14 protein-coding genes and 1 pseudogene are annotated in these 14,963 nt (G+C 58.4%); 12 read left to right on the top strand and 3 right to left on the bottom strand.

Features of this window, described 5'->3' with window-relative positions:
* Positions 1 to 63 precede the first annotated feature (63 nt).
* A complete protein-coding gene (locus tag DSM3645_RS19395; RefSeq protein ID WP_002653998.1) occupies positions 64 to 1,422 on the bottom strand; it encodes an ATP-binding protein in 1,359 nt (452 codons plus the stop codon).
* A 27-nt stretch (positions 1,423 to 1,449) separates the two neighbouring features.
* On the opposite strand from DSM3645_RS19395, the gene DSM3645_RS19400 reads away from it, so the two are divergent.
* The 9 genes and pseudogenes from DSM3645_RS19400 (at position 1,450) to DSM3645_RS19445 (ending at position 9,500) form a co-directional block, all read left to right on the top strand.
* Positions 1,450 to 1,899, top strand: a complete 450-nt coding sequence (locus tag DSM3645_RS19400; protein ID WP_131282733.1) for a hypothetical protein — start codon at positions 1,450 to 1,452, stop codon at positions 1,897 to 1,899.
* Positions 1,900 to 2,073: 174 nt separating this feature from the next.
* Positions 2,074 to 3,138, top strand: a complete 1,065-nt coding sequence (locus DSM3645_RS19405) for a 3-deoxy-7-phosphoheptulonate synthase (protein ID WP_002654000.1) — start codon at positions 2,074 to 2,076, stop codon at positions 3,136 to 3,138.
* 8 nt (positions 3,139 to 3,146) lie between these two features.
* A complete protein-coding gene (locus tag DSM3645_RS19410; RefSeq protein WP_002654001.1) occupies positions 3,147 to 3,461 on the top strand; it encodes a Rieske (2Fe-2S) protein in 315 nt (104 codons plus the stop codon).
* A 427-nt stretch (positions 3,462 to 3,888) separates the two neighbouring features.
* On the top strand, positions 3,889 to 4,749 hold the full coding sequence (locus DSM3645_RS19420; RefSeq protein WP_040352817.1) for an AraC family transcriptional regulator: 861 nt from the start codon (positions 3,889 to 3,891) through the stop codon (positions 4,747 to 4,749).
* A gap of 184 nt (positions 4,750 to 4,933) precedes the next feature.
* Positions 4,934 to 6,307: an alkyl/aryl-sulfatase gene (locus DSM3645_RS19425; RefSeq protein WP_002654004.1), complete on the top strand. Its 1,374-nt coding sequence runs from the start codon at positions 4,934 to 4,936 to the stop codon at positions 6,305 to 6,307.
* A 467-nt stretch (positions 6,308 to 6,774) separates the two neighbouring features.
* A pseudogene (locus DSM3645_RS19435) lies at positions 6,775 to 6,927 on the top strand (transposase); the annotation flags it as partial.
* A gap of 2 nt (positions 6,928 to 6,929) precedes the next feature.
* On the top strand, positions 6,930 to 7,121 hold the full coding sequence (locus DSM3645_RS30520) for a hypothetical protein (RefSeq protein ID WP_040351640.1): 192 nt from the start codon (positions 6,930 to 6,932) through the stop codon (positions 7,119 to 7,121).
* A gap of 315 nt (positions 7,122 to 7,436) precedes the next feature.
* Positions 7,437 to 8,855 (top strand): AAA family ATPase, encoded by a 1,419-nt coding sequence (locus DSM3645_RS19440; RefSeq protein WP_002654008.1) that lies wholly within the window; start codon positions 7,437 to 7,439, stop codon positions 8,853 to 8,855.
* A gap of 177 nt (positions 8,856 to 9,032) precedes the next feature.
* A complete protein-coding gene (locus DSM3645_RS19445) occupies positions 9,033 to 9,500 on the top strand; it encodes a cupin domain-containing protein (protein WP_002654009.1) in 468 nt (155 codons plus the stop codon).
* 89 nt (positions 9,501 to 9,589) lie between these two features.
* Here the strand turns inward: DSM3645_RS19445 and DSM3645_RS19450 are convergent, their stop codons facing one another.
* A complete protein-coding gene (locus DSM3645_RS19450) occupies positions 9,590 to 10,537 on the bottom strand; it encodes a 3'(2'),5'-bisphosphate nucleotidase (protein WP_002654010.1) in 948 nt (315 codons plus the stop codon).
* Positions 10,538 to 10,809: 272 nt separating this feature from the next.
* Between DSM3645_RS19450 and DSM3645_RS19455 the strand changes: the two genes are divergently transcribed.
* Positions 10,810 to 11,688: an SMP-30/gluconolactonase/LRE family protein gene (locus tag DSM3645_RS19455; RefSeq protein ID WP_002654011.1), complete on the top strand. Its 879-nt coding sequence runs from the start codon at positions 10,810 to 10,812 to the stop codon at positions 11,686 to 11,688.
* 243 nt (positions 11,689 to 11,931) lie between these two features.
* Here DSM3645_RS19455 and DSM3645_RS28665 read toward each other — a convergent pair whose 3' ends face one another.
* Positions 11,932 to 12,804: a S1 family peptidase gene (locus tag DSM3645_RS28665; protein WP_002654012.1), complete on the bottom strand. Its 873-nt coding sequence runs from the start codon at positions 12,802 to 12,804 to the stop codon at positions 11,932 to 11,934.
* 180 nt (positions 12,805 to 12,984) lie between these two features.
* Between DSM3645_RS28665 and DSM3645_RS19465 the strand changes: the two genes are divergently transcribed.
* Both DSM3645_RS19465 and DSM3645_RS19470 read left to right on the top strand, forming a co-directional pair.
* Positions 12,985 to 14,049 carry a PA0069 family radical SAM protein gene (locus tag DSM3645_RS19465; protein ID WP_002654013.1) on the top strand — a complete coding sequence of 355 codons (1,065 nt, stop codon included), beginning with the start codon at positions 12,985 to 12,987 and terminating at the stop codon, positions 14,047 to 14,049.
* A 94-nt stretch (positions 14,050 to 14,143) separates the two neighbouring features.
* Positions 14,144 to 14,806: a 3-keto-disaccharide hydrolase gene (locus tag DSM3645_RS19470; protein ID WP_002654014.1), complete on the top strand. Its 663-nt coding sequence runs from the start codon at positions 14,144 to 14,146 to the stop codon at positions 14,804 to 14,806.
* The last annotated feature ends 157 nt before the right edge of the window (positions 14,807 to 14,963 follow it).

Below are 14,963 nucleotides of genomic sequence, written 5' to 3' on the forward strand. Positions count from 1 at the left end.
AGTTTGCAATATAAAACGATCACGCCGAATATGCTATTCAATCTCCGGTCAATTCGCCCCGCTTCAAGGGGCCGGCGTCGCTTCCCAAGGCTCTCGTTTGCGAAGAAGTTGCACGACGACGGTCGTCCCTTCGTTCGAGTTCGATTCGATCCGCAGGGCCCCGTCGATCCGCTCAATCACGTTTTTCGCCAGAAAAATGCCGAGCCCGGTCCCCGATCCAGGTTCTTTGGTCGTAAAAAATGGTTCGCCGATTCGAGACAAGATCTCCGGCGGCATCCCGGGCCCTTCGTCTTGAATCGTCATCACCAAGTGTTTCGCCGTCCGTTCGAGCAGAACGACGACCGAACTCCCCTCAGGCGACGCGTCAAACGCATTTTTGATCAGCCCCCGCAGCGATTGCGCCAACAGATGGCGCGGAGCACGAACCACGGCGTCGTCCGAGCGATCGGTGATTCGGAGTCGATCGACGAGCCGCGCATCCAGCAAACTCCGAATCTCCTCGGCCAACTGCGTCGACGTCACTTCGACCAGCGGTTCGCCGGTCGCCTGACCCGCGTCGGCCGACATTTGGTCGAGAATATGGCGACAACGATCGAGTTCGGTCCGGATCAGCGCGATATCGGCTTTCAAATCTTCGGAGACCGGCGTGCCGGCCAATTCGCGCTGCACCTCTTTCGCGACCACGGCGATGGTCGCTAGCGGCGTCGAAAGCTCGTGGGCTGCGCCGGCCGCTAAGGTCCCCAGCGATTCTAGTTTCTCGCTCCGCGCCCGCTGCAACTCGGCGCGACGCAGTTCCGAGTCGCGGCGGCGGACTTCGTCGGTCAAACGTGTCGTGAAGTACACAATCACGAAAATACAAGTCAAAAACGCCACGTACATGCCGGTTTGCGCCAGCGGGATTTGACCCAACTCGCGCAGCGTTTGCATTCGCTCTGGCCGCGTCAGCAGCGGGACGTCGACATGGTCGTAGAATAAGAACGCAATCGAAACGGCGGTAATCGCCGCGAGCCACCAGACGCTGCGACCTGGGAGAACGATCGCCGCCAGCGTAAGATTCACCATATAGAAAATGCAGAACGGGTTGGTCATGCCGCCGGTAAAGTACAGCAGCGCCGTCAGCGAAAACAAATCGAGCAGCATGACCCCCAGCAAAACATTTTCCCACCCGCGTCCGCTATCCATCGCTTTGCGCAGCCGCCGATAAAAGAGGGTGAGCAAGATGTTGCTGCCCGCCGTGACGGCGACCGCGGCGAACAAAACGACCCAGCGGATCGGAATGTGAAGCAACGAGCCGACCACCAGAATGGTGATCAACTGCCCAAACACGGCGACCCACCGCAACTTAATCAGCCACGCCGCGTTGATCGACATCCGATCGCCGGCGGAAGCGGAGGAAAGCGGGGGAGCAATGATCGGTGACATACGCGGACTACGGCGAAAAGTGAAATAATGACAAACGAAGTTGCTCAATCGAGACCTGATTCACCGCGTCTTAGCCGCCGCGGCTTGATCATTACGCTCGCCTCGTTGGCGTCGCTCCCCATTTTGGTTGTCGGCCTGTTATACGTGACGCTGCCGGCAACTTCGAGCGCACCCCTGGCGGTCGACGTGAAAATCATTCGCAACGTCGATCCTCCCCAGGTCGTCATCGTCAATCAAGATGACAGCGATTGGTCCAATCTGAACGTCACTTTAAACGGCGCATTCTACCACTACTACAAACATTCCCTTCCCCAGGGGAAAGAACTTTCGCTTCCCGTGACCGCGTTCGTGCGACGTAGCGGGCTGCCGTTTGACCCGGCGAATCTCGAAATTGATGAAGTCAACGTCGCGGCCCGGCGGGTGAGCGGCTATCGAGCGACGCGCGATTTTGAGATCCCGCGGGGACAAGATCCATAGAATCGCAAAAATCGGCGCGGCGCCCGCTTCCCGGCCCGGTCTGGCGCCCCTCTTTTTTGGTCGAAAATGGTCGCCGGGCTAGAGGTTTGACGCGATCCGTGCGAAAATAGGCGTTTGCCACTTCGATTCCCACCGTGACGAACCTAGCGCGCCGTGAAAAATAGTCCACTCGCCATGCACCAGACTGACAACGTCAACGTCCGTAGCATTGAAAAGCTCGTTTCGCCGCGAGAAATCAAGCAAGACATCGCCGTCGCCGAAGATTCGCAGGACTTCGTCTTTGAATCGCGCGAGCACATCAAGCGCATTCTCTCTGGCGAAGATGATCGCATGTTGGCGGTGGTCGGACCTTGTTCGATCCATGACCCGGCGATGGCCCTCGACTACGCGCGTCGCCTGAAAGAAGTGGCCGACGAAGTCAACGATCGCCTGTTTATCGTCATGCGGGTCTACTTTGAGAAACCGCGCACCACCGTCGGTTGGAAGGGTCTGATCAACGATCCTCACCTGAACGACACGTTCGACATCGGCTCTGGATTTCGCATCGCGCGCCAACTGCTGGTCGACATCGCCGAACTCGGTCTGCCGGCGGCGACCGAAGCGCTCGAGCCGATCACGCCGCAGTACATCGCCGACCTGATCTCGCTGGCCTCGATCGGCGCCCGCACGACCGAATCGCCGACCCATCGCCAAATGGCGAGCGGCCTTTCGATGCCGGTCGGCTACAAAAACGGAACCGATGGTTCGCTGCAAATCGCGCTCGACGCGATGACCTCGGCCGGCAGCCCGCACAGTTTTTTGGGGATCGACGCCGAAGGCGCAACTTGCGTCGTCCACTCCAACGGCAACCCCTGGGGTCACTTGATCCTCCGCGGCGGACGCTCGGGCCCCAACTACGCCCGCGAAGATATTCGTGACGCGATCGCCCAGTTGGAAAAATCGAATCTGCACTCCAACCTGCTGGTTGATTGCAGCCACGCCAACTCTAACAAAGATCATGCCCAACAAAAAAATGTATGGCGTGACGTGGTCAATCAACGGACTGAAGGCAATCGCTCGATCATCGGCATGATGCTTGAAAGCAACATCAGTTCCGGCAACCAAAAATTGGGCGCCGAGCCTTCGTCCCTCACTTACGGCGTTTCGATCACCGACGCATGCATAGAATGGGACGAAACGGCCCTCCTCCTGCGTGAAGCCCACGCCCAACTTTCGCAAGCGGCGGCTAGCACCACCTAGCGAATCCCATGTTCCGGCCACTCGCTCGACTTGACGAACTTCTCACTGAAGGAGTCCTGTTTCGAGTCGTCGGCGAACTCTGGGTCGGCATCTTTGAAGTCGACGGCCAAGTCTACGCGATCGACGCGCGTTGCTCGCATGCCGGCGCTCTACTGACCCGCGGCCAAGTCTGCGACGGCGCCGTCATCTGCCCGATCCACCACTGGCGCTTCCGCATTTGCGACGGCCGCTACCTCGACCAAAACCTGCCGCGCCACGACCTGCGCACCTTCGTCGTCCAAATCATCGACGATCAAATCGAAGTCGACCTGCCGGAGTTTTGAACAAAACACCAGACGCGTGCCGAGAGAATGCGGTCCCACGATTCTAAAAAGGTTCGAGCTATCCAAGAACCAATCGAAGGAGAGGCGATCCGTCATCAATCCCTCTATCAAAGAATTGCGACTGCGGCCGAACTGCAACGCGAATGCGTCGCTTGGGATGCGGAGCGAAACGCGCTCGCCAGCAAGGTCTGCTGGCATTTCTCCACCGATGACGCCCGTCGCCCCCTTTTACCCAATGTTTGGTTGGTTTGAGAACGGCTGTGATCGACGTAGGGCTCGACGAACGCTTGGTGAGTCTTATGCTCGTGCCGAAGCGCTGCGGGCGAGCACACTGGCATTCACGCTTCGCACATACTAGAACAGATCTTCAAGATTGGTCACTTGATCAGCTGAATCGCTCACATGACTGTCGTAGAGGAAGTGCGTCTTGGCTCGAATTCGCAGCGTGTTTTGGAGCCGTGACGTTAAGAGCGGTTTTCAGCTTGTGACCTTGAAGCAGTTGCGTGAGAGAGATTTGCGGCCTGGCTTGACCGAGCAGCAACGGCTCGACTTTCATATGTTGATCCTCTGCGAAAGTGGCGCCGGGGCTCATATGGTCGATTTCGAGATGCACGACTGTCGACGAGGTACGCTGATCCATATCAGTCCCAACCAAGTGCATGCGTTTGCCAGCGACATCGATACGGAAGGGACGCTGCTCATCTTTCGGCCTGAGTTTTTGACCCCGGATTTCTATGGTCCTGACTCAGGAATCCAACCCCCTGCAGAGTATCTTTGGCCACCGGCAACAAAGCTCGACAAGGCCTCGCTTGAGTTTGTGACGGCCACGGTAAGCTTTCTAACCAAGCAACATCGCACACAAGGCGTGTGGGCTCAGCCAGAAGCGGCCAGGCACATTGCAATCGGGCTCGCGTCGCTTGCCTATCGCACGGCCGTTTCAAATAGTCCGCTTTACCAAAGCCCGCCTCAGCCGTTGTTTCTCTCGTTTCTTACGCTCGTTGAAGAGTTCTATCCGACGCGGCGTGACGCCCAGTGGTACGCCGCGCAGCTGGACTGTTCGTATCGGAACCTGTGCCGCATCTGCAAGAAGGCGAGCGGCGAGACGCCCAAAACGATGATCGACCGTCGCGTTGCGATCGAAGCGCGACGCTTGTTGGCGTTCACCCAAGATAGCGCCTGGGAGATTGGCAAGCGTCTGGGATTTACCGAAGCGACCAACTTCGTCAAATTCTTTCAGCGGTTAGCAGGCAGCACGCCAGACGTGTTTCGTCGTCAGTGGCAGAAGTAAGTCTCGCCGCGGCCATTGGCCGCTAATCGAGCAATCTGTCCACTTTTGACCATTCGAATGCCGGCTTCCACCATGGTCTGCTGGGGTGCTCTTCTTAAGATGAGAAGGTAGAGCCGCTCGACCACAAAACGCGCCGGTTCGTCTTACCATTGGTCAAAAGCACACTTTTAAAAGACATTCGATCATGAATACGCCGACGAAAGCATTTGCATTCCTTTTTGCACTTACCTGGTTGACCGGCGTTGTCAGCGGGCAAACGCAAGTCGATCCGAAGACGGCGATCCGGATGCTGAACTCTCAGCAGCATCAATTCGAACAAGCGATCGTGCAGGTCGCCGATAACATCTATACGGCCGTGGGATACCATGGGGCCAACACGTCCTTCATTGTGGGAACGGATGGAGTCATCATCATTGACACCCTCCGCGGGCCGACCAGCGCCGCGAAAGCGGCGGAAGCATTTCGTAAATATAGCGACAAGCCAGTCAAAGCGATCGTCTACACGCACAGCCATGGCGATCATACCGGCGGGGCGAGTGCGTTTGTCGGTAGTGAGAAACCAGACATCTACGCCGCCAACGGATTTGGGGCGGCCACAGGCTTGGATCCAGCCGTCGATCCGATCGCGATGCAACGAGGAGCACGACAGTTTGGACGAAAACTATCGCCAGCGGAGAGCACCAATCGCGGCGTCGCTCCAGCATCCACCACTGACCACGATGGTGGTGAAGGATATTTGCCTCCGACCGTTACAGTTCCGAGCAGTGGCCTCAAGACCACTATTGCAGACGTCGACATCGAGTTCCACCTCGCTCCTGGCGAGACGAACGATGCGATGTTCATCTGGCTGCCCAACGAAAAGGTGCTGTTCTCAGGCGACAATTTTTATCATTCGTTCCCAAATTTGTACGCGATCCGAGGGACGCCTTATCGGGATGTGCTCGCCTGGTCGAACAGCGTCGCGGAAATGGCGAAGTTTCGGCCGCATGTGCTTGTGCCGGGACATACGATGCCGATCCGAGGCGAGGAAGCGTCCACGACCGCGCTTAAGGACTATAGCGAAGCGATTCGAAGTGTTTACGACCAGACGATCCGTGGAATCAACGCCGGCAAGAGCCCAGATCAGATCGCGCATGAAGTGAAGTTGCCAGAGCACTTGAAAGACAAGACGTACCTGATTCAGTTCTATGGCAGCGCACCCCACGCGGTGCGAGCTATCTACGCTGGGCTGCTGGGGTGGTACGACGGCAACCCCACGACGCTAAATCCGCTGGCCCCCAAGCAGCAAGCCGAGAAAATGGCCGCGCTGGCCGGGGGACCCCAGAAGCTTACCGAGCAGATGGAGGCCGCACTACAGCAGCAAGACTATCAGTGGGCCTTGGAACTTTCTGACCATGTGAAGTGGCTGGACGAGGCCGACCGCAAGCTTGCCCGACAGGTCAAGATAGCGGCGCTCCGTGGTCTAGCGGCGCGAGAATATAACGCTCCGAATCGGAATTACTATTTGAGTTACGCCAACGAACTGGAGTCAGGGCGCTTGAGCGACATCTGGTTCTAAGGGACTGGAGCGAAAAAAGGGAGGTGGTAAATGACTTTGCCTAGATACGAAGAAGCCAAAAAATGTATGTTCGAGAGTAACGAGAATTTGCTGGACCCTCACTCGGAGAAACACTTGAAAATGGTCGGTGATATCATCGAATTGTGGGAAGATATCGAGAAGGTTCACCCAGTCCTCTCGTCCCTAGTGTCAGGCAGATCTGTCAAAAACGGATTTCGGTCCGACTTGGTCCAGCTTCAAGGCCGAATGTGGCACATGAGAGAACACCTCAAAACACTTGACAAAAGAATTGACGAATTCATCTTAGAGACGGGCATCGATGAAGATGAATAAACAAATCGATCGCCTAACCAGTCTCACCTATGTCGATGGCGGCAGCAGCAGTTAGAGCCTATCCGGAAACTGCTATTTCTTGAAACCTCGGTTTTCGTAAGACTTAGCTGCTTCAACAACTAGTGGAGCACGCGATGTCCGAAGAAGGCCGAAAACGATATCCGAGTGATTTGACCGACCAGCAGTGGGAGTTGATTGAAGGTTTGATCCCGCGTTCGCGACGAAGCAAAAAAGGAGGCCGCCCTCGCTCGGTCGGCATGCGTGAAGTCATGAATACGATCTTCTATCAATGTCGCTCAGCGATCATCAGCGCGGCGTCGCGATGGGCGTGAACGCGTTCTCCATCTTCGCGGGACTTGGTTGCGGAAGTCTCATCTTCGGTCTGTTGGCGCCCCATGGAACCGGCCCCGCGATGCTGATCTTCGCCGCCGCCCAACTCGGGGTGACGGTGGTCGCCTCCTTTCTCTTTCGCGGCGAATGAGAGATCCAACGTCGCTCGATTTGCGCTACGCATCGAATCTGCTGACCAATCCGGCGATATCGGTGGGTTGCGCAAGCGGCGACGTCGTTCGAAATTGTTGGGCAAAATTCGCTTGCTTCACCCACCCTACATGAGTATATTTTTGTACAGTACTCACGGGTGCGACTATCTTGGTTTGCCGACGCGCGTAGGAGGCGTCGGGTTCTTTTTGTGGGGGCGATTTCGGCGGGTGGAGCGGGCCGAGCGCTGACGTTGGGACGCCGCGTGCGGTGGTGGTATCGCGCTGCGCGCAGCGAACCAAAGGGGAAAACTCTCATGCAAGTTGCCGACGCTTCTCAATCTATGGAGCAACCGCTCGCCAACCCTTTCACTGAACTGACCTGTGCCCAGTTGCTGGCCGAGCAACCGCCGCAGGCCTGGTTGTTGCCGGGGATGCTGCAGCAGCATGAGCCGGCGGTGATTGTGGGGCCCAGCAAAAGTCTGAAAAGCTCGCTCGCCGTTGACTTGGGGGGCGCGTTGGCGAGCGGGGGGAAGTTTCTGGGGCAGTTCGCGGCCGATCGGGCGTTTCGCGTTGGGTTTGTCGGGGGCGACGCCGCTCGGGGCGCGTTGACCGATCTTGCCCAGCGGTGGAGCGCGGCGGCCGACGTTGACCTGGCGGCTCTTGAGACGCTGGTCTGGTCGCTCAGCGTGGCCAACCTGTCGGATCCCGCTAGTTTGCAGCGGCTGAAAGATTGGATTGGGCGTCATCAGTTGGAGGTAGTGCTGATTGACGTCGCCGATCTGGCGACCACATCGCGGCGCGCTCAGGCGGCGCAGCTGCGCGAATTGGTTCGCTGTTGTCTGGAGCTTGGCGCGACGCCGATCGTTTGTTGCCCAACGCGAAAAGAGTTGCCGCCGCGGGCGCTGGGCGCCGCCGATCTGGCAAGCGCCGCAGACAATGCCATCGCTCGGCAATGGCTCTTGGTCAATCGTCGACAAGCGTTTGAGCCAGGGAGCGGGCGACATCAGTTATGGCTGACGCTCGGCGGCAGCGCGGGGCAAAGCAGTCTGTGGGGCGTCGACGTTGATGAAGGTCAAGCCTGCGATAAGTGGAAGGTGCTGCTGCGCGACGTGCCGTCGATCGCCGAAGAAACGGCCCAGTTGGCCGCCAAGTCGCAGATCGAGCATTTGCGGTGGAAAATGCGGGGCGTAATGTCGCAAATCGACCCGGCTCAGGCGACCAAGCTGAAGATCCGCGAGCAGAGCGGGATGAGCGGAACGAAGTTCGGCTTAACTTGGCAGTATCTGATCAATGCCGGCGAAATCCGACTCGCTCCTTCGAATCGCGATCCCCACATGCGACATGCCGAGCCCCGCTATCGCCTGGTTGAGCTCGCGGAATTGAACGATCCCGATGCGCCCGCGTTCGACCCGGTCAACGAATCCTTCCCCACCTTCACGACCGCCGAATTATTGAGCTACGCTGAAAAAACAGCGCCGCCGAGTCCACTCCAGCAGACCGACCAGCCGAGTTGCTCGCGCGGCGCAGCAGCGGAAATCGGATCGCGCCACGATCGCCAGCGGGCGCTTGAAAAAATGTTACGCGAGAGTCCACTCGAAAAAACATCACCGTCGAGTCCACTCGAAAAAACATCACTGTCGAGTCCAGTCGAAAATAAATCGCCGCCATGTCCAGTCCACTCGGGCAAACCGCCGCGCAAACGGCGCGTAAAGGCCCGCAAACGACGCCGTTGAGACCGCTTTGGCGCCTAGCGCTGCGCGTCGCGGCGGTGGGAAAATCGTTTGTTTTCAGCGCGTCCGCGCCTCTAGGGAGATGCTAGACTTGCCTACTGTGCGGTCGCTGCATGCCCCACCAACACTCCCCAACGGCCGTGCCTCCGGCGCTGGCATCCGCCCCTGGAAAGGTTCCCCATGAATCGGATCACGCGATACGTCTTGTTTTCTCTCGGACTGGTGATCGTCGGCGGCCTGGGCATTGTGTGGGCTCATGAAGACGGCGTGCTCAAAGTGACCGTGCTCGCCAAGTCGATCGACGCGTGGGATGGCAAGCCGCTGCCGGCTTACCCGGCCGGTCAACCAGAAATCACGATCCTGCGGATCATCATTCCAGCCGGCGAAAAGACCCCGCTGCACTTGCACACCGTCATCAACGCAGGCGTCCTACTGCGCGGCGAGTTGGTCGTCCATACCGAGAACGGCTTGTCCAAGCGTCTGAAAGCCGGCGACTCGCTGATCGAACTGGTCAACAAGCCGCATTGGGGAGCAAACGACGGCGAGGTCGACGCCGAGATCATCGTCTTCTACGCCGGCGTCCAAGGCGCGAAGGTGACGCGCGAGTTAGAGGAGCATCATGATTCGGCGGACCATGATGCTCGATAGGGGTGCAACTGTATGACGAATGTCTATTAACGACGAAGACCAAATGACGAAGCGGCATCTTCATTCATTAGACATTCGTCATTACCAATCTACGCCTTCGCGATCGCCGCGATCACCGCGTCGTGCAGTCGCCCGTTGGTCGCAACCACGCCGCGGTTGTTCTTGAGCATCGAACCAAGGGAGAAATCGAGCGGCTGGCCATCGATGTCGGTGACTTTGCCGCCGGCTTCGGCGATCACTAGCGCGCCGGCGGCATGATCCCAGATCTTTTCTTGGTAACCGGCGATGGTCGGCAGTCGCAAGTAGATATCGGCGTCGCCGCGAGCGACGGCGGCGTATTTGGCCTGGCTATCCATCCGGACGCTGGGGCGCGCGATCTGCAGCGCGGCGGCGATTTTGGCCGATTGATCGTGGTCGCTATGGCCTGACTCGACCGACTCGCACAAGGCCGCTTTGGCCGAATTGGAGGTCGACGTCACTTCGATCGGTTTGTCGCCGGCGGCGGTGCGCTGAAAAGCGCCGACGCCGCGAACCGCCCAAAAGATGCTTCCCTCGTCGTCCAGCGCCGGGCAAGCCAACGCGGCGACTTCGATCTGACCATCAATAATCAGCGCTAGGGCCACGGCGTATTGCCCGCCGCGCAAAAAGCCTTTCGTGCCGTCGATCGGATCGAGCGTCCAGACGCGCGGCGCGGCGTCTCGCGAGATGCCGGCGTCAATCCAGGCCAACGCTTGGGCTTCGTCCGCCGAGGGCACGACTTTTTTGACTTCGGCCACGACGCGGGCCAGCAGCGGCGCTTGATCTTCGGTGCGAAGCGCGTCGGCGTTTTCTTCGGCAATAATCAAATCGCGGGGAAACGCGGCGCGAATCGCGCGACAGACGATCGCCTGACTTCCAAAGTCGGCGACGGTGACGGGGCTTTTATCGGATTTGGCCAGCGCGACAAAATCGTCCCCTTGACGCACGTTCTGACAAAGGACGGCGGCCGACGTAACCGCTTCGAGAGCGATTTGAACTTCACGCTGGTAAGCAGACATGCGTTTTGCTTTGAATCTCAGTAGTAGGAAACAGTTCACCCGGTCGCGGGAAGCAACGTCTAGCACGAGTGCCGCGTCACCCCTAGAATCTCGGGTGCGTGTGAGTTCGAGTGACGTCTCAACCTTGCTTCGGCACGGCTCGCCGAGTCGAAGCGACCATCCATCGTCGTCCGACGATGCGCCGCGTTGAGTCGCGTCCCAGGAAGAAACAGCCAGAATAAGCGAATATCGACGACTCCCCAAGGGGCGAGCCGCCGGAAGGAGAAGACCCAATGCAAACGATAAAAGCGAATTGTGCGTTTGACGGCAAAGCCATTTTGGCCGAAGGCCCCGTCTGGGACGCCGATCTAGGCAAATTGTGGTGGGTTGATATCGAGCGATATCTGGTCAACCGCTGGGATCCGGTCACCGGAAAAAATGAATCGTGGTCGCTGGGGCGCCAAGTCGGTTTCGCGATTCCCACCACCTCTGGCGACGTCATCGCAGGCACGCGCAACGGCATCGTCCGCTTGAATGTCGAAAGCGGCGCGATCATTCCGCTGGTCGATCCCGAAAGCGATCTATCGACCACGCGTTTCAACGACGGCAAATGCGATCCGCAGGGGCGCCTGTTTGGCGGGACGATCTCGGACCAGCGAATCGCCGAGGCGAGTCTCTATCTGCTAGACGAAACGCTGCAGATCCGTCGCGTTGTCGAAAAAGTGACCAACTCGAACGGGCTCGCCTGGTCGTTGGACGAGAAGACGTTTTACTACATCGATACGGCGACGCGCCAAATCGACGCGTTTGACTATGACGTCGCGTCGGGCGCGATCGGCAATCGCCGTAAAGCGTTCGACATTCCGCACGACCTGGGCAAACCGGACGGGATGACGATCGACAGCGAAGGGATGTTGTGGGTCGCGCTCTGGAGCGGCTGGGGCGTCAGTCGCTGGAACCCCAACACCGGCGAAATGCTGGCGAAGGTCGACCTGCCGTGCCAGAACGTCACGTCCTGCTGCTTTGGCGGACCGAATCTGGATCGGCTCTACATCACTTGCGCACGACAAGGACTATCGGCCGAGCAACTCGCCGGTCAAGCGCTCGCCGGCGGCATCTTTGTCGCCGATGTCGGCGTCACCGGAATGGCCGGAGTTAAGTTCGCGTATTAGACGTTGCGTGGGCTCGCGTTTTTGAAGTGGCGTCAAAAACCAGGGTTGGCCGCGATAGCTCCGCTATCGGCGCGGCGCAGCCGTAAGAGGCATCAAATCCAGGCTCATCGCGCATGGTGAGCAGGCCACTTCAAACGGCATGGCAAACGGCCGATTTTTGGCGTGTTGCGGAGTGATGCCTCTAACCGACTTCGTCGGCCCCGATAGCGGAGCTATCGGGGCCAAACCGGGGAACCACGCGGCTCACTTTTCGAGAGCGGCGGCTTTGATCGTTTCTTCGACTTTGGCGTCTTGTTGGGTCGGCGCTTCGTTGACGGTCGGCGTGTCGATCAGTTTGCGGATTTCTTCGGTCGGTACGACAATCGATAATCCCAGCCGCTGTCGGACCATCCCTTCGCCGTAGACTAATTTGTAACGTTCATCCAAAAAGTGCTGTGCTCGCGTGAGCCCGATCACTTTGATCGCGCCGTCGGCGGTTTCCAGATAGACCAGGCCGCCGCTGTCCCCTTCAAACGTGTTGAAGTCGACCAAGAACATCGGCTCCTTCTCGCGCGTCACCGACGCGATGCAGCCCAGTCGCACCATCGGGTAACCCGCTTTGCTGGGGTTGAACTGCGACGCGTGCGGAAAGCCGACGCAGCGCACCAACTGACCCGCTTCGATCGGCAGCTTCTCCCAGTCGCTCGCTGGCGCTAGCCAGTCGAACGGAATCGCATCGATCGCCGGATCGATATCGCTGGGCAATCGCATCACGGCGACATCAAGATCATCCGCTTCGGTCCAGAGCTTTTTCTCGCCGTCGCGAATTTTTAACTCCAACGGCGCCCGCATCCACAGATCTTTTTCTTTGTCAAACTTTCGCAGCGTCAACGTCGCTTTCTCGCCGTGCATCGCGGTCAGAACATGCGTCGCCGTGACGAGCCAATATTCCGCTTTCGTCGCATCCTGGGGATCGGCCCGTTTCACCACCCAGCCGGTGGCGTTCGATCCCTTACCGCCAAAGCGATAAACCGACGACGCGACCAACGTCTTGTCTCTCGGCTTCGCAAGCGCGCTGGAAGCGAATGGAACGAAGCAACAACAGGTGATCAGTAGGAGCAGCGGCAAACGATGCACGGGCGAAACCTCGAGTTCTGGGCGACAGAAGACGCACCTTCAACTTAGTCCAAAACTACCGCCTGCGAACCTGCCAGGAAAAGATGGTGCGATACGGGACGAAATCTTCGGCAATTCCGGCTTGTTTCATATACGCTTGTTCACTATCCTGGTAAATATTCCGCCAACGAGAAAGCCGCCATGGATGTGATCGGACGAGGGAGCGACTTCAACCCCACCAATCGTTTTGAACGGTTGGCGGTCGTCGATGACTGGGAGCATCTAGAAACGACCGACAATGACGAAGCGCCGCGCAAGTTGGTGACCGAGTTGTTTGACGATCAATCGCAGTCGGTCGTCAGCGAAAACAAGAGCCCTGATCTCTCATTCCGCTACAGCTTGAATCCATATCGTGGCTGCGTGCATGGTTGCTCGTATTGTTACGCGCGCCCCTATCACGAGTTCCTGGGGTTTAGCGCCGGTCTCGACTTTGAGACCAAGATCATGGTCAAGCGTGACGCGGCGCTGCTGTTTCGCAAGTTTCTCGCGCGGCCCAGTTGGCGCTGCGAGCTGATCGTCATGTCTGGCGTCACCGATTGTTATCAACCGATCGAGCGGCAGTTCGCCGTGACGCGGGCTTGTCTGGAAGTCGCCAATGCGGCGAATCAACCGATCGCCGTGATCACCAAAAATGCGCTCGTCACGCGCGACATCGATCTCCTGGCCGACATGGCTGCGCGCAATCTGGCGCAGGTCAACATCAGCGTCACTTCGCTCGATCAAACGCTGACACGCAAGATGGAGCCGCGCACGAGCAGCCCCGCGGCCCGCCTGCGCGCGATCCGCGAGCTTGCGGCCGCCGGCGTGCCGGTGCATGTGATGACGGCGCCGATCATCCCCGGTCTGAACGACAGCGAAATCCCCAAGATTTTGGAAGCGGTCGCTGCCGCCGGCGCTGTCGGCGCCGGTTACACAATTTTGCGTCTGCCGCATGCGGTGAAAGAGATCTTTCTGCATTGGCTCGCCCAGCATCTCCCCGAAGCGAAAGACCGCGTCGAGTCGCGACTGCGCGCGGTTCGCAGCGGAGAACTGACCAACAACCAGTTCGGCAAGCGGATGCGGGGCGAAGGCCCGATTGCGCAGCAGATTGATCAAACGTTTCGCGTTTTCAAGAAGCGTCATGGGCTGGATAGCGCTAGTTTGCAGCTCGATACGACCCAGTTTCGCCGCCCTGACAAGCACGGACGTCAGAAAAGCTTGTTCTAACGGCAAGTTGCGAGCCGGCTGGCTTCGGGTCATAATGCGACCTTCCGCCCTCCCCCATCCATGACCCCCGCCCCGTGAATCAGGAGAATACTGAATGCGTAAAATCATCTTCCCGGCGCTGCTGACCGCGCTGATGCTCAGCCTTACCGGCGTCGCTTCGGCCGCAGATGGCTGGATCAAGCCTTTTAACGGCAAAGACCTTTCCGGCTGGACGCAAAAGAACGGCACGGCGACTTACGTGGTCGAAGACGGCGGCGTGATCCGCGGCAAGACCGAAGTCGGCAGCCCGAACTCGTTTCTGTGCACCGACAAAGACTATGGCGACTTCGAGTTGGAATTTGAAGTAAAGTGCGACGACGGTTTGAACAGCGGCGTGCAGATCCGTTCGCAAACCGCCGAAGCCAAAGGTGACCAAAAATTTGGTCGCGTCAACGGCCCGCAGGTTGAGATCGAAAAGAGCGTCGGCGAAGCCGGCTATGTCTACGGCGAAGCGACCGGCCGCGGTTGGTTGACTCCCGCAGATCGCCTGAAGCCGCACGACCATTTCAAGAATGGCGAGTGGAACAGCTATCGCGTGGTCGCCAAAGGCCCGCGGATTCAGACCTTCATCAACGGCGAGCCGATTGAAGACCTGACCGACGAAGAAATCTACAAGACGCACCCGACCGGGTTCATCGGTCTGCAAGTCCACGGCATCGGCAAAGACCAAGGCCCATACGAAGTTCGCTGGAAGAACATTCGCATCAAGCCGCTGTAGTCAGCCGGTTTGTCAAACCAGGAAAGAGGGACGCCTATCGCGTCCCTCTTTTTTTATCTTCGTAGCCCGCTGCGCAAGTTTTGAGGTTGCGCTATTTGGCCGAACGGATCCCGGTTGGCCCGGATAGCTCCACTATCGGGGCCGACGAAGTCGGTAG

The organism is Blastopirellula marina DSM 3645 (genome assembly GCF_000153105.1).
GTDB classification, from domain to species: Bacteria; Planctomycetota; Planctomycetia; order Pirellulales; family Pirellulaceae; genus Blastopirellula; species Blastopirellula marina.